This is a genomic window from Aminobacter sp. J44 (genome assembly GCF_007829415.1).
In the GTDB taxonomy this organism is placed as follows: Bacteria; Pseudomonadota; Alphaproteobacteria; order Rhizobiales; family Rhizobiaceae; genus Aerobium.
Map to the genome: position 1 here is coordinate 18,209 of NZ_VLJG01000045.1, position 20,517 is coordinate 38,725.

A 20,517-nucleotide genomic window follows, 5' to 3' on the forward strand; every position below is an offset into this window, starting at 1 on the left:
TGACGCTGGGTAAATTTCACAGGTCGCTTAAGAAAAGCATGCCCTGCACCAAGGGGTCGAGGGGGAGGTGCAGGGCAGTCAGAGGATTTTGGGTATCGTTCACTGACGGTCGCGAGAGTTACCGAAAGGTTAACAGGTTAGGAAGTGCCCGTTTGGTAGGCGGGGCCAGCTAATCCGAGATTGACGGATTTGGGAATTTGTTCCTATTCCATTCTCATGCGCCGGGTATGGAAAGACATTGATGAACTGCTGGAAGCGCTGGCGAGGCGGGCCATCGCAGGGCGGCAAGTCACGCTGTCGCCGGAGACAGTGGCGCTGCTGGTCAACACGCTTCGCGATGCTACGGCTCCTGCGAAACCCAAGCACAAGCTGGATGTCGATCTCTACGCGAGCGGAAGCACAATCTATCGCTTAACGGCTGCGGGCGAGGACGAGGAGATCGTGGGCTGGGCGCGGAACGCTCTCGTTGCGCGTGCTGCGCTGGAAGAGCTTATGCGCCGCTATCCGGAGGCCCGGTTTATGCAGCGGCGGCGTTCGTGGGTTGAGTGGAAGAGCTGATGATCAACTCGCTGACTATGGTGCCCTGCCTCCAGGTGGCTGGGCGGAGGCAGGGCGGTCAGGTGATCTTTGGCATCGATCACTGACGGTCGCGTGAGTACCTGAGAGTTAACAGCCAAGGAAGTGCTCGTTTGGTAGGTGTGCCGGCCTTGCACGTTCAAGGGGGCGTTGAAGGGATGCAGAGGTCTGTGAAGTGTGGCCTCAAGTCACAGACGGACGGCGCTCTACAGCATCCTTTCCGCCGCAGGGAAGCGTCGCGCCGGGGAAGCGCCCTGTGTCGAGATTGCCAAATGCTAGGGGTTAGCGTCCGCCAAGGTCGATCAGCTTGTGCGCAATCGCCTCAGCAATAGCGTTCCACATCTCATCAAGCTCCCGGCAACGTCAATCAGCACCTCGTCAATCACCTTCTCGCCGCGTTCGGCGTGGAGTTGAACGGTGCGCTCGTTTTGGCCGGTTACCCTTGCCGTCTCGGCTGCAAACGATGCAGTGGACAAGTTGTCCATTGCATTCCATCGCGCCTCAGCGCCAGCGGCACCGTGCGCCGTCTCCGGATGCAGTTGCAGATAGATCGCCTTGCGCCGCGCGGTCTGCTTGGCCCTATCGGCGGGCGAGAGTTCCGCACGGCACAAGTTCTCATCGATCATCGCCAGTTCGGCGTGGAGATCGGCAAGGGACGGATCATGTTGCATTGCATGTTGCACGGAGTTGCCGGGCATCGAGGAACGAGGAGTGAACGTCCTGCTACCATTTTGCTACCGAACTCGGTAGCACGAGCCGGTTTAGCTCAGGATGAAGGCGGACTGTAGATCGCGGAAAGGCTTACTATCAAAGGATTTGAGCGGATGGGAGGGGATGATGACGGACGTCTATAAGCGAATTTCAAGACCGGTGCCTTAAACCGCTCGGCCACCCTTCCAGCACTGGCTTCGCACGCGACGTTGCAGTCGGCGAATGCCCGTGTGCTCCGGCATTACAGCGCATGCATTCGCCGCGTCAACCTGTTCTGAGAGGGGCGTAGCGATGAGATCGGGCAGAGCCCGAAGGAAACCCCGCAATTTCCCACAACGGCTGACGCGCATCCTGCAGATGAGCCGCAATAACCGTTGACGTCGGCGCGCAAACGCATGAGAAACGGCGACGTTGCGGACGTGGCGAAACTGGTAGACGCAGCGGACTTAAAATCCGCCGCCTTTTGGCTTACGGGTTCGACCCCCGTCGTCCGCACCAGCCGCTGATCAGCGCTCCCCGCCCACTGCAATATTGATCACTTCAAAGGGGGTCGTGATGACGATCTCTGCCGCCGAGCCAAGCGTGCGGCCCACGCCCCGTGTCAGGCGGCCGATGCTCCGGGAGATCTGGTCGCCGCTGCCGCCGAAGTCGTCCCCGGCGTTGAGCCGTTCGCCGAGCAGCTGGATCAGGAGCGGGTTGTCTGCAAAGCGCGCATGGTTGAACGAATCGCCGCTTGAGAGCGACGAGACATCGACCGTGATTATGCCGAGTTCAGCCAGCGCCTTGTCGTCGCCGTAGTCGCCGACGCGGGGCCTGCTGCCGGCGATGATCGATGAGACCAGCAGCGCGCGGTCGTCGCGCGAGACCATGACGATGAACGGCCGCTCCGGCTTGCCGATGCGGCGCAGCTGGCTCTTGAACACGTCGACGTCGATGTCGGGCGAGGCGAGCACCACGTCGCCGAGGCCGAGCGCCGACTGCTTTTCGCCGGAAATGGCAAACTGGCGCAGGGCTTCCATCGTCAGCCAGTTGCCCATCGAGTGCGCGACAACGTCGATGCGCGTTGCGCCCGCGTCCCTCAGCGTGCGCAGCGTCCGCTCCAACCCGTCGCGCGCCATGGTCGCGGAATTGTTGTCGTAGATGTAGTCCACGGTGCGGCCGGTCGAGGCCCAGGAGAACAGGACGGGTGTGCCCTTGTAACCGGAGTCGTGGATGATCTGGGCGGCGCGGTAGACGGAGTCGTCGAACAGCGTGCGGTAGCCGTGGATGAAGATCAGCGCGCGCCCCTGCGTCTGCTTCAGCCGTTTCTTCAGTTCTGCCTTGAACGCGTCGCCGTCGCGATAAACCGCAACTTCGCTTGGCGCGAAGTGCTTGGCCGCGTCGCGCTTTTGGCCCGATCCCGGCTGTTCGACTTTGCCAGCCTGGTGGACCGCTGGGATCGTGACGTTGACGCGGGCGTAGGAAAGGTCGTCGGCGCGCGAGCCGTCGAACACGTCGGCCGGGTTCGCCGCCTTTCCGCGCGAGGTCGCGATCAGGATCGAGTGTTCGGCGGCGATCGCCTTTTCCTCCGCCGGGATCGCATCGTAAAGGCTGTGCGACTGCGCGGCGCAACCGGCCAGCCCCAGCGACAGAACCATGACAAGGACGATACGCGACTTCAGGCCGAACTCGAGAAACATGCAGACGGATCCGGTACGCAAGCTGGTGACAGTTCTACCGCAAGGCGATATTCGAGGTTCATCAATACTGAGCTGCGGCTATTAGACAACCCGTCTCGGCAAGGCCAGAGGCGCAGGATCAACAAGAGGAAGTCATGACCGGCTTTGAATCGAGCGTGGCGCGCGCTGGCGCGGCGATGCGCGAGCTTTTCCCGGAGACGCCGCTGCAGGAGAACGTCTACCTCTCGCGCAAGACCGGCGCCCGCGTCTTCCTCAAGCGTGAGGACCTGTCGCCGGTGCGCTCCTACAAGATCCGCGGCGCCTTCAACTTCTTCCGCAAGCGAGTCAGCGAAGGCGAGGGCGCAGACCTCTTCGTCTGCGCCTCGGCCGGCAACCATGCTCAAGGCTTTGCCTATGTCTGTCGCCACCTGCAGAAGAAGGGTGTCGTCTTCATGCCGGTGACCACACCGCAGCAGAAGATCGACAAGACGAAGATGTTCGGCGGCGGTCAGGTGGAAATCCGGCTGGTCGGCGACTTCTTCGACGACTGCTATGCCGCCGCGCGCGCGTTTGCAGAGGAAGCCAGCGGCGTCATGGTGCCGCCCTTCGACGACAAGGACATTATCGAGGGCCAGGCGACCGCCGCGCAGGAGATTCTGGAGCAACTGCCGGAAGGCGTGAAGCCCGATATCGTCATCCTGCCGGTCGGCGGCGGTGGCCTGTCTGCAGGCATTACCCGATATCTGGAAGCGAAGGGTGTGCAGCCGCGCTTCGTCTTTGCCGAGCCGGCGGGCGCGGGGAGCCTGCATCGTAGCCTGGAGGTCGGGCGTCGCGTAAAACTGCAGACGGTCGACAACTTCGTCGACGGCGCGGCCGTGGCCGAGATCGGCAGCGAGAACTTCAAACACCTGAAGGCCTTCAGTCCCGACGACGTCAAGCTGGTGCCGGAGAACCGGCTCTGCGCAACGATGATCGAGATACTCAACGTCGAGGGCATTGTGCTCGAGCCCGCGGGCGCACTGTCGATCGACGCGATGAAGGACATCCCGCGCAAGGAGCTGCAGGGCAAGGTCGTCGTCGCCGTCGTCACGGGTGGCAATTTCGACTTTGAGCGCCTGCCGGATGTGAAGGAGCGGGCGCTGCGGTTCGAGGGGCTGAAGAAATATTTCATGTTCCGCTTCCCGCAGCGGCCCGGCGCATTGCGCGACTTCCTCAATCTTCTCGGGCCCGAAGACGACATCACGCGCTTCGAGTATCTGAAGAAGTCGGCGCGCAATTTCGGCTCAGTCCTGATCGGCATCGAGACCAAAGATCCCAAGCAATTCAAGGTGCTGTTGAAGCGTTTTGATGAAGCCGGCTGGACATATCGCGACATCACCGACGACCCGATGATGGCGGAATTCATCATCTAGCGACGGTTGTATCTGCTGCGCTGCACAAGAAAGGGTTTGCTATTCTTCGCAAACTCCCCCATATCCGGCCTCACGAGGCGCATGGGCCGGTTGATCCGGCTTTCCTGAGGGACTGGTTGCGCATCTGTCCGAAGCTGGGTCAGCGATGACTCGCAACGGGCGAGCCCCGCGGCAATGACGCTGCGGGCACGACAGCGCAGCCGAGCGAACCGGAACGTGTTCGCCGCCTTGTCGTCCAAAAAAAGTTACGGCCGTGGCAGGTTGCGCCGCGCCGGTGTTGTTTGCAGCGCGAGCCCACGTGGCCGGCTGCATGAAAGAGATGAATTTGAAAAACGAAATGACTACCGCTGTTGCTCAGGCGACCGAAGGCTTTGGCGCGCTCGGCATTGAAGGCGCGCTGCTGAAGGCAACGCACGCTGCCGGCTTTACTGATCCCAAGCCGATCCAGGTCCAGGCCATCCCGGCGCAGCTTGAGGGCCGCGACATCCTTGGCATTGCCCAGACGGGCTCCGGCAAGACGGCGGCGTTCAGCCTGCCGATTCTCGCGAAGATCGTCGGCCTCGGCACCAAGCGCTCGCCGCGCACCGCGCGTGCTCTGGTTCTCGCACCGACCCGCGAGCTCGCCGTCCAGATCGAGGAGACGATCCGTATCCTCTCCAAGGGCCTGCACATTTCTACCGCGCTCGTCCTCGGCGGCGTGTCGCGCCACACCCAGGTCAAGAAGATGCTTCCGGGCGTCGACGTGCTGATCGCGACGCCGGGCCGCCTCACGGACCTCGTCCGCGAGAAGGAAATCAGCCTCGCCGAGACGCGCTGGCTGGTCCTCGATGAGGCCGACCGGATGCTCGACATGGGCTTCATCAACGACGTGCGCCGCATCGCCCGCGCGATCCACAAGGATCGCCAGACGGCCCTGTTTTCCGCGACCATGCCGGCCGAAATCGAGAAGCTCGCCCGCGAGCTGCTGAACGATCCGGTTCGCGTCGAGGTCGCGCCGCAGGGCACCACCGCCGGCGAGATCAAGCAGAGCGTCATCCTCGCGCGCACCAAGCAGAAGCGTGTGATCCTGTCGAAGATGCTCGCCGACGAGGCGATGAAGTCGGTGATCGTTTTTACCCGCACAAAACACGGCGCCGACCGCGTGGCGCGTGACCTCGATCGCGACGGCTTCGAGGCTGCGGTCATCCACGGCAACAAGTCGCAGAACGCCCGCCAGAAGGCGCTGAACTCGTTTCGCGATGGTTCGGTGCGCATTCTGGTTGCGACCGACATCGCCGCGCGTGGCATCGACGTGCCGGGCATCACCCACGTCGTCAACTTCGACCTGCCCGACGAGGCGGAGAGCTACGTCCACCGCATCGGCCGCACTGGCCGCAATGGCGCCGATGGCATCGCCATCACGCTGTGCGATCCGACCGAGAACTCGAAGCTGCGTCAGGTGGAAAAGATCATACGCATGAAGCTCGATGTCGCGGAATCCTATCTCGATCAGCCGGATCCGGCACCGGCACCGCGTCAGCCGCGCACGGAGGTCAAGCATCCGGAGGCCGCCAACGACGACGTCCAGCACAGGCGGACCCGCAACGGCCCCTACCGGAACGGCCCGAAGGCCGGCAACAAGCCAAAGCGCTTTGGCGGCAAGCCGAACAAGAATGGCGGCGCCCCTCAGGAAGGCGAGCGTCCGGTTGCGGCGAAGCCAAATGCGGGCAAGCCGTTCCGCTCGCGTCGTCGTGGCCAGGGTGGTCGTCGGGCTGCAGCCTGATCCGCTTCAGCATTGGGCCAGTATTGCTGGCCCAATTGCGCCGGCCAGTCCCATGCTTTACGCGTTGCCCCTGACTGTGGAGGACATGGAGGGGGAATCGCATGGCAGGACTGGCTGCGCTGGCGATCGGATACGTTCTGTCGCAATTCTATCGCTCGTTTCTGGCCGTCCTGACGCCGTCGCTCTCGGCTGATCTCGGCGCCAGCAACGCCGAGCTTTCGCTCGCGTCCGGCGCCTGGTTCATTTCCTTCGCACTGTCGCAGTTCGTGGTCGGCGTCTGCCTTGACCGCTACGGCCCCAAGCGCACCGCTGCGGCGCTGATGGGCGTGTGCGGCGGTGGCGGTGCGCTGCTGTTCTCCTTTGCGACCTCGCCCTGGATGATCACCGTCGCCATGGTGCTGATCGGCATGGGCTGCTCGCCGGTGCTGATGGCCTCCGTCTACATCTTCGCCCGCACCTGGTCGCCCAAGCACATGGCGGTGCTGATCTCGTCCTTCGTCGGCTTTGGCTCGCTCGGTAACGTGGTCGGTGCGTCGCCGCTGGCGGCCGCTGCGGATGCCTGGGGCTGGCGTGCGGTGATGATGGGGCTCGGCATCCTGACGATCGCCGTGGCGGTCGCCATCATCCTCTTCGTCAGCGATCCCAAGCGCGACGGGCATGCTGCGGAAGACAACGGCTTTGCCGGCTACATTGATCTTTTCCGCATTCGCGCCCTGTGGGCGATCTTCCCGCTGATGGGCCTCAACTACGTGGCGGCCGCCGGCATCCGCGGTCTGTGGGCTGGCCCCTTCCTGTCTGAGGTGCATGGCGCCGACACGATGCTGATCGGTCAGGTGACGCTCTTCATGGCGATCGCGATGGTCGTCGGCAGCTTTGCCTATGGCCCGCTCGACGCGCTATTCGGCACACGCAAGTGGGTTGCCTTCGTTGGCAACACGATCGGACTCGTGGCGCTCGCATTCCTTGCCATGCAGCCGCTGGCGGACCTCACGACCATCACGGTGCTTCTCGTCATCATCGGCTTGACCGGCTCGGGCTTCGGCCTGCTGATGGCGCACGGACGCGCCTTTGTGCCGGCGCATCTCACGGGCCGCGGCGTCACGCTCCTAAACTTTTTTGCGATTGGCGTGGTGGGCGTCGTGCAGTTCGCGTCTGGCGCGGTGGCAACAGCCGCCGCGGTCGAGGGCGAGCCTGCAGCGACCTATTCCGTGCTGTTCTGGTTCTACGTGGCGCTGCTGGCGATCGCGCTCGTCATCTACCTGTTCGCGCGCGATGCGAGGCCAGAGAAGAAGGCTAGCGCCTGACCTTGCGCCGGCTGAGCCGGTGCCGGTCCCATCCGGTGATGCGCCGGATGAGGGCGTGAGCGGCATCGATCGGCAGGAGACGCATTGCCTTCATCAGCCAGACGAGTCGGCGTGGGAACGCCACCTCGAACCCGCCCGACTGCAGCCCGCGCGCGATTCGGCAGGCTGCGTCCTCGACCGTCATCTTCATCGGCATCGGGATGCGGTAGCGCGTCGTCAGCTGCGTTTCGACGAAGCCCGGATTGATGATCTGCAGGCGGATGTTTAGCCGGTCGAAGTCGTGCCGCAGCGACTGTGCCATGTTGTTGAGCGCGGCCTTCGTGGCGCCGTAGGCGGCGGCTGTCGGGAAGCCGAAATAGGCCGTCACCGAGCCGATGATCGCGATTTGCCCGAAGCCGCGGTCGCGCATGCGGTCGGCCAGCGGCACCAGCCCGTTCAGCACGCCGAACACGTTGACGGTGAAGGTCGAGGTGAAGTTGAGCGTCTCGAGTCGTTCACCCAGCGTTGGCGAGTAGATGCCGGCATTGAAGACGGCGAGCACCACCGGCCCGAGTTCCTTCTCGATCCGGCAGAGCGTGCTCTCCATGCCGGCCTCATCGGTGACGTCGCAGAAGTATTCGACGATTTTCCCCCGCGTCGACTTCGACTCATCTACCAGCTGCGCGAGCCCCTCCTGATCACGTGCGGTCGCCGCGACGACGAACCCCTGGTCTGCGAGGTGAAGCGCAAGCTGGCGCCCAATTCCGGTACTAGCCCCTGTGATCCAGGCTACGCCGTCTCCTGGTGCCGCCCTGTATAATGCCATAAGCCTGGAAAGCCGTTGAAGCGTTGCTGAGAAGATGCTGGTAGAAACTGTTCTACGGAATAAGCTGCCTGCGGGCAAAAACCAACCTTGAAAGCGCGCACGCACATTTCTAGTTTCGCGCCAACGCATGCAGCAGGAAGGACGCGCAAATGACCGCTTCAGTGATTGACGTTATCGGCAACACGCCCCTGATCCGGCTCAACCGCGCGTCCGAGGAAACCGGCTGCGAAATTCTTGGCAAGGCCGAGTTCATGAACCCCGGCCAGTCGGTCAAGGACCGCGCCGGCCTGTTCATCATCCGTGACGCCGAGAAGAAGGGCCTCCTGCGGCCCGGTGGCGTCATTGTCGAGGGCACGGCCGGCAACACTGGCATCGGCCTCACCCTGGTTGCCAAGGCACTCGGCTACCGCACCGTGATCGTGATCCCGGAGACTCAGAGCCAGGAAAAGAAGGATGCGCTTCGCCTGCTCGGCGCCGAGCTGATCGAGGTTCCGGCGGTGCCGTACCGCAACCCGAACAACTACGTGAAGCTGTCCGGCCGTCTTGCCGAGCAGCTCGCACGCACCGAGCCGAACGGCGCCATCTGGGCGAACCAGTTCGACAACGTCGCCAACCGCGACGGCCACATCGTCACCACGGCTCAGGAAATCTGGCAGCAGACCGATGGCAAGATCGACGGCTTTGTCGCTTCGGTCGGCTCCGGCGGGACGCTTGCCGGCATCGCTGCCGGTCTGCGCGAGAAGAGCAAGTCGGTGAAGATCGGTCTCGCCGATCCGCGTGGTGCGGCGCTCCACAGCTTCTACACCAATGGCGAGCTCAAGGCCGAGGGCGACTCGATCACCGAAGGCATTGGCCAGGGCCGCATCACAGCCAACCTTGAAGGCTTCCGGCCGGACTTCTCGTACCAGATCCCGGATGACGAGGCGCTGCCGATCATTTTCCGCCTGATCCAGGAAGAGGGCCTCTGCCTCGGCGGCTCCTCGGGCATCAACATCGCCGGTGCGATCCGTCTTGCCCGCGACCTCGGACCCGGCCATCGCATCGTGACGATCCTTGCCGACTACGGCACCCGCTATCAGTCGAAGATGTTCAACCCGGCCTTCCTGCGCAGCAAGAACCTGCCGATTCCGACCTGGCTCGAGAAGAAGGTCGAAATCGACGTCCCGTACGAGCAGGTGGCCTGATGGCTGCGACGACTGAGCCGCTATTCCGCGACGATGCTTATCTGAAGTCGATGTCGGCGAAGGTCGCCGACATCACGCCCACGGGCGGCATCGTGCTTGACCGCACGGTGTTCTACGCGACGTCCGGCGGCCAGCCGGGCGACACCGGCTTCCTGCTCCGTGCCGACGGGACCGAGATCCGCATTGCCGGCACGGTGACGGGCGAAACCAAGGACGACATCATCCACCTGCCGGTGGACGGCGCGCCGCAGCTTGCGGTCGGCGACGAGGTCACCGGCGAGATTGACTGGGAGCGCCGCCACAGGCTGATGCGCATGCACACCGCCTGCCACCTTCTGACGGTCGTCTGCCCCTTTCCGATTACCGGCGCTTCGGTTGCCGAGGACGACTCGCGCGTCGACTTCGACATTCCAGATGCCAGCTTCACCAAAGAGGACATCAGCGAGCGGCTGATGGAGCTCGTGCGTGCCGATCATCCGGTCTTCGTGAACTGGATCACCGATGACGAACTGATCGCCAACCCGTCGCTGGTGAAGTCGAAGAACGTGCGGCCGCCCGTCGGCTCGGGCCGCATCCGGCTCGTCGGCATCGGCGAAAACGGCAAGGTAGACACCCAGCCCTGTGGCGGCACGCACGTGCGCTCGACGGCCGAGGTGGGCGAGATCCACATCGGTAAGATCGAAAAGAAGGGGCGCGAGAACCGTCGCTTCCGTATCCGTTTTGGCCCAATGCCGGCGGCCTGATCCGCACATTGCCGGATCAGTCACCGGCGCATAATCTGCCCGCGTCGAAGCGGGATGTGCCGGGCTTTTCCGGCGGACAGGCAACGGAGCGTATGATGAGTGAGACCAGCCCCTTCTTGGTGTCGGCAGACTGGCTGCAGGAACGGCTCGGCACGCCGGGACTGACGATCATCGATGCCTCCTGGTACCTGCCGCAGCACAACCGCGACGGCCGCCAGGAATACGATGCAGCCCACATTCCGGGCGCGGTCTTCTTCGACCAGGACAAGGTGGTGGAGCCGGGCAGCAACCTGCCGCACACCCTGCCGCGCCCGGGCGTCTTCGGCCAGTACGCTTCCGCGATGGGCATCGACGAGAAGGATACGATCGTCGTCTATGACGGCCCCGGCCTGTTTTCGGCTGCGCGCGTGTGGTGGATGCTGCGCATCATGGGCGCGAGGGAAGTCTACATCCTCGCCGGCGGCTTCGATCGCTGGAAAGCCGACGGCCGTCCTGTCACGAGCGAACCGACGAAGATTGCTCCGAGCTTCTTCGAGGTCGACTTTGACGCCGAGCGCGTCGTCTCGCTCGACGAGATGCGTAAGATCGTCGAAAGCGGTTCAAAACAGATCGCCGATGCGCGTTCGGCAGGCCGCTTTACCGGCGAAGAGCCCGAGCCGCGTCCCGGTATGCGTTCCGGGCACATGCCGGGCGCGAGGAACGTACCGGTGACGTCGCTGACGCGCGACGGCACGCTGCTGCCGCTGCCTGAGCTCAAGGAGCGCCTGGTGGCTGCCGGCCTCGACCTGTCGCGCCCGGTCGTCACGTCGTGCGGGTCTGGCGTCACCGCCGCGATCATCACGCTGGCGCTGACCTCGCTCGGCCATACGGATAACGCGCTCTATGACGGCTCATGGAGCGAATGGGGCGGGCGTCAGGATACGCCCGTCGTGACTGGAAACGAGTGAATGACCAACGAGTCCGGACCGGGCGGCGGCACGCTGCTCGCCCGCATCACCCATCTCGAAATGCTGGCGCCGCCGCCGCACCGGGTGCAGATGCCGATGGGGCCGCGCCTTGCCGTGTTCCGCGTCAGGAACATGCCGGCTTCCTTCTACCGCTATCTCTACCGCGAGATCGGCAAGCCGCATCACTGGATGATGCGACGCAACGAGCCGGACGCGGAGTTGTCGGCCCTCATCAATGCCGACACCACCGAAATCCACGTGCTCTACGTGGACGGATGTCCGGCCGGCTTCGTAGAGCTGGACTTCTCGCGCATGCCGTCGGAGGCCGAGATTCTCTATTTCGGCCTCATGCCGGAATATCAGGGCAGGGGGCTGTCCAAGTTCTTCCTTTCCGATGGGATCTTCGCTGCCTGGGAGAAGTCGCCCGAACGCGTCGTGATCCATACCAACACGCTCGACAGCCCGCGCGCCCTGCAGCTCTACCAGCGGATGGGTTTCACGCCCTTTGCCTGGTCGCAGGAAGAGGTTGAGCCCTGGCTGTGATTACTCACCTGCGCTGTTAACGAAGCTGAATGCCAGACAACAACGCATTCAGGGTCGCTTCAGTCGCCACCGCAGATAGTCTCACCACAATCCAGCTTTTTCGGAAGGAGACATCCATGAACCGTCGTTTCGTCATTGCCGGTCTTGTCGCTGCCCTGGTCGCTCCTACCGCGGCCATGGCACAGCCTCGTGAAATGCCGTCCGCAGATCGCATCTTCCGCGAGCTCGAGCGGCAACCGCGCATGCAGGTGCCGCCGCAGCGCCGCGTGACCATCAACGAGTTCAAGCGCCGGCCGGAACTGCGCCGCGCTGCCCCGTCGATCGACATTCAGTCGATCAATTTCGCGACCGGCTCGGCGACCATTCCGGCCTCGCAGTATCCGAAGGTCGAGCAAATTGGCATCGCGCTCCGCCGCATCATTGATCGCAACCCGCGTGCCCGCTTCCTCATCGAGGGCCACACCGATGCGGTCGGATCGTGGGAGTCGAACCTCGATCTTTCGGAACGCCGCGCCGCTTCGCTGCGCCAGATTCTGGTCCGCGAGTTCGGCATTTCGCCGCGCGCCCTGGAGACCGTCGGCTATGGCGAGGAATACCTGCTGGTGAACACGCAGGGCGACAGCTGGCAGAACCGCCGCGTCACCATCCGCCGTATCGACCAGTTCCTCCGCTAATTTTCCCTCCTGCTTCCCTGTCTCTGAGCTTGCCCGCCGGACCCTCCCGGCGGGCTTTTTGCTTGAGTACTTTCGCTGCGGAAGGATTCAATTCTGTGTCATGCGAAAGTGCTGGACTGGATTTCAAGGCAGCGCGACAGTCAAGCGCCTGACAGGGCCAGATGAAGCGTTCAAGAGGAGAGGAAAATGCCAGTTGCAGTGTCCCGACGTACTTTTCTGACCGGTTCCGCCGCTGCAGGCGCGCTTGTCGTCATGCATCCTTTCTCGGCGAGGGCGCAGGCCAACCAAGCCCATCTCCGGATCATGGAGACGACGGACCTCCACGTTCACGTCTTTCCATACGATTACTACGCCGACCGCGAGAACCCCACGATGGGGCTCGCGCGCACGGCATCGATCATGGACGCGATCCGCGCCGAAGCGACCAACTCGCTGCTGATCGACAATGGTGACTTCCTGCAGGGCAACCCGATGGGCGATTACATCGCCTATGAGCGGGGCATGAAGGACGGCGACATCCATCCGATCATCGCCGCAATGAACGTGCTCGGTTATGAGGCCTCGACCCTCGGCAACCACGAATTCAACTATGGCTTGGGCTTCCTCGAAAAGACGATCGCCGGCGCAAACTTCCCGGTTGTTTGCGCCAACATCGCCAAGGGCAAGCTCGCCGCCAATGCGCGCGACGACGACCTGCTGCTCAAGCCCTACATCATCCTCGACCGCAAGCTGAAGGACGGCGCAGGCAACGAGCACCCGATCCGCATCGGCCTGATCGGCTTCGTGCCGCCGCAGGTGATGAACTGGGATTCCCGCCATCTCGCCGGCAATGTCGAGGCGCGCGACATCGTCAAGGCGGCTGAAGCCTGGGTGCCGCAGATGAAGGAGGAGGGCGCCGAGATCATCATCGCCATGTCCCACTCCGGCATGGGGCCCGCCAAATATGAAGAGTATCTCGAAAACGCCTCGATCCACGTCGCCGGCGTCGAGGGCATAGACGCGATCGTCACCGGCCACAGCCACCTGGTCTTCCCCGGCCCGCAGTTCGAGGGCGTAGAGGGAGTGGACATCGCGGCCGGTACCGTCAACGGCAAGCCCGGCGTGATGGGCGGCTTCTGGGGCTCGCATCTCGGCTTGCTTGACCTCCTGCTCGAGCGGGATGGCAATACGTGGAAGGTCGTCTCCTCGACCAGCGAGGCGCGGCCAATCTCCGAGCGCGTCGACGGCAAGAACCAGCCGCTGGTCGAGAGCAAGAAGGAGGTCGAGGACGCAGCGCGGCCGTTCCATGAGGCGACGCTGGCCTACGTCCGTGCGCCGGTCGGCAAGACCTCGGCGCCACTGCATTCCTACTTCGCGCTGGTGGCGGACGACCCGTCAGTGCAGATCGTCTCCAAGGCGCAGACCTGGTACATCTCCGACATGCTGAAGGACACGCAGTACAAGAACCTGCCGGTCCTCTCGGCTGCGGCTCCGTTCAAGGCCGGCGGCCGCGGCGGTCCGGACTACTACACCGACGTTCCGGCGGGCGACATCGCGATCCGCAACGTCGCCGACCTCTACCTCTATCCCAACACCGTCCAAGCAGTGGTCATCACCGGCGCGCAGGTAAAGGAATGGCTGGAAATGTCTGCCGGCATCTTCAACCAGGTCGAACCCGGCAAACAGGACCAGCCGCTGATCAACCCGGATTTCCCGTCCTACAACTACGACGTCATCGACGGCGTGACCTACAAGATCGACCTGTCGCAGCCGCCCAAGTACACGCCGAAGGGCGAAGTCGCGAACCCGGAGGCAAGCCGCATCGTCGACCTGCAGTTTGACGGTAAGCCGATCGACCCCGAAGCTCGCTTCGTCGTCGCGACGAACAATTATCGCGCTGGCGGCGGCGGCAGCTTCCCGGAGATCGGCCCGGACAAGGTGGTGTTCGAAGCGCCCGACACCAACCGCGACGTCATCGTCCGCTACATCGTCGAGCAGGGCACCATCAATCCGTCGGCAGACGCGAACTGGTCGTTCGGGCCGCTTGAAGGAACCACAGTGCTTTTCGAGACGGGGCCGAAGGCGGCCGCCTTCATCGGCAAGGTCGAGGGCGTGAGGATCGAGGCTGCCGGTGACGGCGAGGGCGGTTTCGCGAAGTACCGCATCACGCTCTGAGAAACGGACGGGCCGGGGCGCGCTGTCGTCCCGGCCGCTGCCCGTTACGCCTTGTAGATCACCTGCCGAACGTCGATGTACTCGGCGCGGAAGCCTGCCTCACAGTAGTGCAGGTAGAACTCCCACAGCCGCTTGAAGCGGTCGTCGAAGCCTAGCGGTACGATCTTCTCCCATGCCGTCCAGAAGCGCTCGCGCCATTCGGCGAGCGTGCGGGCATAGTCCTGCGGGAAGATGCGCTCGCGCGCGAGCGTGAGGCCGTGCTGCGAGCCGAGCTGCTTGAGGATGGCCGGGGTGGGCAGCATCCCGCCCGGAAATACATAGCGCTGGATGAAGTCAGGCCGCACGCGGTAGCTGTCGAACACCGACTCCTTGATGGTGATGATCTGCATGCCGGCCGAGCCGCCCGCCTTCAGGCACTCGCGCACCTTGCCGAAGAACACCGGCCAGTACTTTTCACCGACCGCCTCGAACATCTCGATCGACGCGATACGGTCGTACTTGCCGGTCTCGTCGCGGTAGTCCTGAAGCTTGATGTCGACCTTGTCGGCGAGCCCGGCATCGAACATGCGCTGGCGCGCGAAATCGTACTGCTCGCGGCTGATGGTGAGGCCGGTCACCTTGCAGCCGATCTCGCGAGCGGCGAACTCGGCGAAGCCGCCCCAGCCGCAGCCGATTTCGAGCACATGGTCGTTCGGACCGATGCCGGTGTCGCGAGCCAGTGCGCGGTACTTGGCCAGCTGCGCGCTTTCGAGATCATTGGCTCCTTCGGCATAAAGCGCCGAGGAATAGGTCATCGAGTTGTCGAGCCACTGCCGGTAGAAGCCGTTGCCGAGGTCGTAGTGCGCGGCGATGTTGCGCCGGGAGCCTGACTTCGTGTTCTCGTTCAGCCAGTGGCGCACGCGCTGAATCATGGTGAGCAGCCAGTTTGACCCGCCTGCCAGCGTCTCGCCAGCCTCTTCGTTGATGACGAAGAGTTCGAGCAGCGTGGTGACGTCCGGGCTGTCCCAGTCACGGTCGATGTAGGACTCGGCCACGCCGATGGTCGCGGCGGTGAAGGCGCGCGAAGGCAGCTTCCAGTTGTGCAGGATGAGCTCGGCATGCGGGCCGGGACCGTTGCCGCCAAGCTCGAGCACGAGCCCCTCAGGCGTGGTCACCGTCAGCGTTCCGCGCGGAAGTTGCATGACGACGCCAAGCACGAAGCGCGCGCGCCGCGGCAACGGTTGCACGACCTCCTCGAAATTTTCCCTGGTCAGCTTGAGCCCCTTCCTGGGCTCCGGTGTCGGCGTCCCTTCCGGCATCGCATTCCCCTCTCTCTGCAAGCCGTAGACCGGCTCTTTTTTCTGGCGAGTTTTCCACGGCATGGGCGCTAACATCAAGAGAGCAGGCGCCAGTGCCATTGTGCCAGCGGCTTTGAGGGGGTATTCCCTCGCCAACCCCTCACTACCGGAGCCGACATGACCACCGGTCTGCCTTTTGACGATTACCGTAACCTGTTGAAATCAATGCCGGGACCCGACGAGCGGGCGCGGGAGCGTGCTGCAGGCCGCAACCAGCAGCTGTCGGCGCAGGGCCCGGCACTCGGCCGCCTCGGCCGCGTTGCCGAGTGGCTTGCCGCCTGGACGGGCCGCGATCCGCAGGTACTGCGCCCGCTGGTCGCGCTGTTTGCGGGCACGCACGGCCTTGCGAAGCCGGGCGTCCAGCAGACCCAGGCAATGGTCGAGCACGCCGCGGCTGGAGGTGCTGCCGTCAACCAGATCTGCGCGGCGCACGACCTTGGCCTGAAGATTTTTGACCTCGCCCTGCACCTGCCGGTCGGCAACATCGCCGTTGAGCCGGCGCTGGACGAGCGCGGCTGCGCGGCCACCATGGCCTTCGGCATGGAAGCAATCGCGGGCGGCATCGACCTCGCCTGCGTCGCGGGTGTCGGCATCGGCAGCAATGTTTCGGCTGCGGCGATCATGGCTGCCATCTTCGGTGGCGAGCCATCGCAGTGGGCCTCGAACGAGGAAGGCGCGCAGGTTGTCGCCGCAGCGCTGGCGCTTCACGGCGCGAACCTCAAGGATCCGCTTGAGGCGCTGCGCCGTCTTGGTGGCCGCGAGATCGCGGCGATGGCTGGCGCCATCCTCGCCGCGCGCATGGAAAAGATCCCGGTCGTTCTCGACGGCTACGCGGCCCTCGCTGCAGCCGCCATCCTGAAGGCGGCAGAGCCGACCGCGATCGACCACTGCATCCTTTCGCACATCTCGACCGAACCGGGCATGGCGCTGGCCGCCAAGAAGATGGGCCTTGCGCCGCTTCTGTACCTGCATCTCGGCGACGGCGAGGGTATGGCAGCCGCCCTGGCAGCCGACCTCATCAAGAACGCGGCACTGATCCACTCGGGAATGGTGATCCGGGGCTGATCGCCCGAAAGACTAGGCGACGCGGCGGCGCGGAGCTGCCGCGGGCTCGTCGACGGGAAGGGCAGGCAGTTCTTCCATCACGCGGTGGGGCGGGAAGATCGCAATGGCTTCCGTCCCCTCGCGCAGCTTCGAGCGTAGCTGGAACTCGCCCCCGTGCAGCTTCATCAGGCCTTGCACGATCGGCAGGCCGAGGCCGGTACCCTGTTCCGCGCTCTTGATCGCGATGGTGCCCTGGCCGAAGGCCGACAGCACGATCGGGATTTCCTCATCCGGAATGCCCGGACCATTGTCCTTCACCGCCACATACTGGCCGCCGCCGGCGGTCCAGCCSRCGCGCACCAGAACTTCGCTGCCGCTTGGCGCGAACTTGATGGCGTTGGAAAGCAGGTTCAGCGTGATCTGGCGCAGCGAGCGTTCGTCCGCGAACAGGCGCGGCAGGGTCGGCTCGTACTGCTGGACGATGCGGATGTCCTTGTTGCGCGCCCTCAACTCCATCAGGTGGCAGCACTCCTCCACCGCCGCCGGCAGCGAGACGGGCTCTTCGGTCAGCTGGTAGCGCTCGGCCTCGATGCGGGAGAGGTCGAGGATCTCGTTGATCAGGTGCAAGAGGTGCCGGCCCGAGCTGTTGATGTCGTTCGCGTATTCCTTGTAGGTGTCGTTCTGCAGCGGACCGAGCACCTCGTTTGCCATCACCTCGGAGAAGCCGAGGATGGCGTTGAGCGGCGTACGCAGCTCGTGGCTCATGGTGGCGAGGAAGCGCGACTTGGCAAGGTTTGCTTCCTCGGCGCGGCGGCGTGCCTCGTCGCTCATGGCATTCGCCGTCTCAAGCTCCGCGATCAGCGCATCCTTCTCCGACCGGAACGACAGCAGCATCAGCGTCGACTGGTGCAGGTGACCGGCGACGTAGGAGAAGAACGGCAGCGAGATGATGAGAACCGCTGCCATGATCGCTTCAACCGGCTCCCATGGGTGGTTGAGTGCAAGCGTCACCGCAAACACGCCGATTGGGATGACGAAGGTTGTGACCAGCGCGCCCGAGAGCGCGGAAGAGATGATCGCCGTCGCGGCAACAGCCATCAGCAGGATCACCGCCTGCAGCACCGGAAACTGGTCGATCTGGCTCTCGGCGCACTCCAGCCACGCGAAATAGGTCCAGCCGATGCTGCTGACGAGGTGGCCGAGCAGGAAGCCGCGACGCACCTGTTCAGGTTTAAGGTCAGCAATGTCCGCCTGGTCGACCTGTCGCGCGATGAGCGCAAGGCCCGCGTAGCTGCAGATGGTGATCAGCGCCCAGATGATGATGTTGCTGCCGAGGCCGGCGAGTAGCCCGCCCGACAGGATGCCGAGCACCAGGATCGGGATGGCGATGGTGCTGTTGGAGATCGACCGTGCATGGAGCTTGAGCAGTTCACGGTCATAGGCCGGATTGCCGGCCTGCTGCGAGAGCTTGTCGCGTGTCTTCTTGATGGCGCGTACGACATCGCCGTTGCGGTGCACCTTGGTGCGATCCACAATGTTCTTGTCAGCGATGGTCGAGCTTTGCAGCGCCATTGCCTGCGGACAGCCTGCCTGAGTTGTACCGCTCTCACGCTAGCCGGCAATGATTAAGAAACTTCATCTTCGACCGGCACAATCCTTGGCAAACCCCGCAATGACCTGCGGAATTCCGCCGTTCTGGGCGCATGTGACCCTTCTCTCCGTGAATGAGGTTGATTGCGCGCGTTGTTCATGCTCGCTTCAGGAAGAGAGGTTCATGGCTAGCTCGCCGCGTCGCGGGAGAGGGCCTGTAGCGGGAGGAAAAGATGAAGCTGTACGACGGAGGCAAGGCGCCCAATCCGCGCCGGGTGCGCGTGTTCCTGGCGGAGAAGGGCATCGAGGTGCCGCTGGTACCCGTCGACATGGGCGCGATGGCGCACCGTGGACCGGACATCGCGCAGAAGAACCCGATGCAGCGCCTGCCCGTGCTGGAGCTTGATGACGGCACGGTGCTCACCGAGTCCGTCGCCATCTGCCGCTACTTCGAGGAACTGCATCCCGAACCTGCCCTGTTCGGCCGCAGCGCGCTGGAGCGTGCACGGGTCGAGGAATGGCAGCGGCGGATGGAGCTCGACCTGTTCCTTCGCGTCGCTCATGCCTTCCGCCACACCCATCCGGCCATGAAGGACTGGGAGGTCCCGCAGGTCGCCGAATGGGGCGAGGCGAACCGGCCGAAGGTGCTCGACTTCCTCGCCTTTCTCGACGGCGAACTGGCCAATCGTGAATTTGCGGCCGGTGACGGCTTCTCCATTGCCGACATTACCGGCATGATTGCGGTAGACTTCATGAAACCGGCAAAGATTCAGATGCCGGAGGAATTTACCTATGTGCGTCGCTGGCACGCGCAGCTTGCCGCGCGGCCCAGCGCCAAGGCGTGATGACACCTGAACTCGAGGACCTAGTAGCGCAAATACGCGCCTGCCGGATCTGCCGCGACGTCCCTTTCGCCGGCCCGCCGCTGCCGCACGAGCCGCGCCCAGTGGTGATGGCCTCGTCGGAGGCGAAGATCATGATTGCCGGGCAGGCTCCCGGTACAAAGGTGCACGCCAGCGGGGTGCCGTTCACCGACCGCTCCGGCGACCGCCTGCGGGAATGGCTCGGTGTGACGTCGGACGAGTTCTACGACACGCGCAACTTCGCGATCGCGCCGATGGGATTCTGCTTCCCGGGGCAGGATGCGAGGGGAGGCGATCTGCCGCCGCGGCGCGAATGCGCCGTCACCTGGCGGGCGCGGCTGATGCAGCTAATGCCGCAAGTGGGTCTCGTGCTTGTCATCGGCCAGTACGCGCAGGCCTGGCACATGCCAGACGAGCGCAAGGCAAACCTGACCGATACGGTTGCCAACTGGCGCGCTGTTTTCATGCGCAATGTAACGCCCCGGGTGCTGCCGCTGCCGCACCCGTCCTGGCGCAATACAGCCTGGCTCAAGCGCAACCCGTGGTTCACCGAAGAATTGCTGCCGGTGCTGCGAACCGAAATAGCGATGCGCCTGCAGCGTCGCGAGTAACGCACACGTGCTGAAATGAGGTCTCGTTATGAGAAAATTTTTCTTGTCGAGGTATAGTTTCGCGACCAGAATAGGGTAATTATTCTAGCGGAGCCCCCTCATGGATCGTCTCGACAGAAAAATTCTGCGCCTTCTGCAGGAAGACTCCACGCTTGCCGTGGCCGACGTCGCCAAGAAAGTCGGCCTGTCGACGACGCCGTGCTGGCGGCGCATCCAGAAGCTGGAAGAGGAAGGCGTCATTCAGCGCCGCGTTGCGATCCTCGACCCGGCCAAGGTGAACACGCGTGTAAACGTGTTCGTCTCCATCCGCACAAACAGCCACAGCATCGAGTGGCTAAAGCGCTTCTCGGAGGTGATCCAGGAATTTCCGGAGGTGGTCGAGTTCTACCGTATGAGCGGTGACGTCGATTATCTGCTGCGCGTCGTGGTGCCGGACATCGCGGCATACGACGCCTTCTACAAGCGCCTGATCGCGAAGATCGAGATCCGCGACGTCTCGTCCTCCTTCGCGATGGAGCAGATCAAGTACACGACGCAGCTGCCGCTCGACTATCTCGTCCTGGACAAGGAGACGGGCGCGAATGCAGCCTGAGCCGCAG

At 63.7% G+C, this 20,517-nt stretch carries 19 protein-coding genes and 1 tRNA gene; 15 read left to right on the forward strand and 5 right to left on the reverse strand.

Annotation, left to right across the window (positions count from 1 at the left end; genetic code table 11):
* Positions 1–180 precede the first annotated feature (180 nt).
* Entirely contained in the window at positions 181–558 is a 378-nt protein-coding gene (locus tag L610_RS14895) for a hypothetical protein (protein ID WP_144706017.1), read from the forward strand.
* A 320-nt stretch (positions 559–878) separates the two neighbouring features.
* On the opposite strand, the gene L610_RS14900 is transcribed toward L610_RS14895, so the two are convergent.
* Entirely contained in the window at positions 879–1,247 is a 369-nt protein-coding gene (locus L610_RS14900) for a hypothetical protein (protein ID WP_144706019.1), read from the reverse strand.
* Positions 1,248–1,700: 453 nt separating this feature from the next.
* On the opposite strand from L610_RS14900, the gene L610_RS14905 reads away from it, so the two are divergent.
* A tRNA-Leu gene (locus tag L610_RS14905) sits at positions 1,701–1,785 on the forward strand.
* Between the two features lie 8 nt (positions 1,786–1,793).
* Here the strand turns inward: L610_RS14905 and L610_RS14910 are convergent.
* A complete protein-coding gene (locus tag L610_RS14910; RefSeq protein ID WP_144706021.1) occupies positions 1,794–2,966 on the reverse strand; it encodes an alpha/beta hydrolase in 1,173 nt (390 codons plus the stop codon).
* A 134-nt stretch (positions 2,967–3,100) separates the two neighbouring features.
* Here L610_RS14910 and ilvA point away from each other — a divergent pair, with 134 nt between their 5' ends.
* The 3 genes from ilvA (at position 3,101) to L610_RS14925 (ending at position 7,423) form a co-directional block, all read left to right on the forward strand.
* A complete protein-coding gene (ilvA, locus tag L610_RS14915) occupies positions 3,101–4,357 on the forward strand; it encodes a threonine ammonia-lyase IlvA (RefSeq protein WP_144706023.1) in 1,257 nt (418 codons plus the stop codon).
* A 310-nt stretch (positions 4,358–4,667) separates the two neighbouring features.
* On the forward strand, positions 4,668–6,119 hold the full coding sequence (locus L610_RS14920) for a DEAD/DEAH box helicase (protein ID WP_144706025.1): 1,452 nt from the start codon (positions 4,668–4,670) through the stop codon (positions 6,117–6,119).
* A 101-nt stretch (positions 6,120–6,220) separates the two neighbouring features.
* Entirely contained in the window at positions 6,221–7,423 is a 1,203-nt protein-coding gene (locus L610_RS14925) for an MFS transporter (RefSeq protein WP_144706027.1), read from the forward strand.
* Here the strand turns inward: L610_RS14925 and L610_RS14930 are convergent.
* Positions 7,413–8,228 carry an SDR family NAD(P)-dependent oxidoreductase gene (locus L610_RS14930; protein WP_144706029.1) on the reverse strand — a complete coding sequence of 272 codons (816 nt, stop codon included), beginning with the start codon at positions 8,226–8,228 and terminating at the stop codon, positions 7,413–7,415. The two genes, L610_RS14925 and L610_RS14930, sit on opposite strands and share 11 nt — an antisense overlap.
* Before the next feature lie 149 nt (positions 8,229–8,377).
* On the opposite strand from L610_RS14930, the gene L610_RS14935 reads away from it, so the two are divergent.
* The 6 genes from L610_RS14935 (at position 8,378) to L610_RS14960 (ending at position 14,473) form a co-directional block, all read left to right on the forward strand.
* Positions 8,378–9,412, forward strand: coding sequence for a cysteine synthase A (locus L610_RS14935; protein ID WP_144706031.1), 1,035 nt, complete (start codon positions 8,378–8,380; stop codon positions 9,410–9,412).
* Positions 9,412–10,155 carry an alanyl-tRNA editing protein gene (locus L610_RS14940; RefSeq protein ID WP_024847546.1) on the forward strand — a complete coding sequence of 248 codons (744 nt, stop codon included), beginning with the start codon at positions 9,412–9,414 and terminating at the stop codon, positions 10,153–10,155. The genes L610_RS14935 and L610_RS14940 overlap by 1 nt, the downstream gene beginning before the upstream one ends.
* A gap of 95 nt (positions 10,156–10,250) precedes the next feature.
* Positions 10,251–11,102, forward strand: a complete 852-nt coding sequence (gene sseA, locus L610_RS14945) for a 3-mercaptopyruvate sulfurtransferase (protein ID WP_024847547.1) — start codon at positions 10,251–10,253, stop codon at positions 11,100–11,102.
* Complete coding sequence (locus L610_RS14950; protein WP_144706033.1) at positions 11,103–11,645, forward strand: N-acetyltransferase; 543 nt, start codon at positions 11,103–11,105, stop codon at positions 11,643–11,645.
* A gap of 116 nt (positions 11,646–11,761) precedes the next feature.
* Positions 11,762–12,319, forward strand: a complete 558-nt coding sequence (locus L610_RS14955) for an OmpA family protein (RefSeq protein WP_024847549.1) — start codon at positions 11,762–11,764, stop codon at positions 12,317–12,319.
* A gap of 186 nt (positions 12,320–12,505) precedes the next feature.
* Positions 12,506–14,473: a bifunctional 2',3'-cyclic-nucleotide 2'-phosphodiesterase/3'-nucleotidase gene (locus tag L610_RS14960; RefSeq protein ID WP_144706035.1), complete on the forward strand. Its 1,968-nt coding sequence runs from the start codon at positions 12,506–12,508 to the stop codon at positions 14,471–14,473.
* 44 nt (positions 14,474–14,517) lie between these two features.
* Here the strand turns inward: L610_RS14960 and L610_RS14965 are convergent, their stop codons facing one another.
* Positions 14,518–15,771, reverse strand: coding sequence for a cyclopropane-fatty-acyl-phospholipid synthase family protein (locus L610_RS14965; protein WP_144706037.1), 1,254 nt, complete (start codon positions 15,769–15,771; stop codon positions 14,518–14,520).
* A 156-nt stretch (positions 15,772–15,927) separates the two neighbouring features.
* Here L610_RS14965 and L610_RS14970 point away from each other — a divergent pair, with 156 nt between their 5' ends.
* Positions 15,928–16,875 (forward strand): nicotinate-nucleotide--dimethylbenzimidazole phosphoribosyltransferase, encoded by a 948-nt coding sequence (locus tag L610_RS14970; RefSeq protein ID WP_144706039.1) that lies wholly within the window; start codon positions 15,928–15,930, stop codon positions 16,873–16,875.
* A gap of 12 nt (positions 16,876–16,887) precedes the next feature.
* Here L610_RS14970 and L610_RS14975 read toward each other — a convergent pair whose 3' ends face one another.
* Entirely contained in the window at positions 16,888–18,426 is a 1,539-nt protein-coding gene (locus tag L610_RS14975; protein WP_144706041.1) for a HAMP domain-containing sensor histidine kinase, read from the reverse strand.
* A 251-nt stretch (positions 18,427–18,677) separates the two neighbouring features.
* On the opposite strand from L610_RS14975, the gene L610_RS14980 reads away from it, so the two are divergent.
* From L610_RS14980 to L610_RS14990, 3 genes are all read left to right on the forward strand, one after another.
* Entirely contained in the window at positions 18,678–19,289 is a 612-nt protein-coding gene (locus L610_RS14980; RefSeq protein ID WP_144706043.1) for a glutathione S-transferase family protein, read from the forward strand.
* The gene (locus L610_RS14985; protein WP_144706045.1) at positions 19,289–19,918 is read left to right on the forward strand and encodes a uracil-DNA glycosylase family protein; all 630 of its coding nucleotides are present in this window, start codon (positions 19,289–19,291) and stop codon (positions 19,916–19,918) included. The genes L610_RS14980 and L610_RS14985 overlap by 1 nt, the downstream gene beginning before the upstream one ends.
* A 100-nt stretch (positions 19,919–20,018) precedes the next feature.
* Complete coding sequence (locus L610_RS14990) at positions 20,019–20,510, forward strand: Lrp/AsnC family transcriptional regulator (protein WP_024847556.1); 492 nt, start codon at positions 20,019–20,021, stop codon at positions 20,508–20,510.
* Positions 20,511–20,517 lie beyond the last annotated feature (7 nt).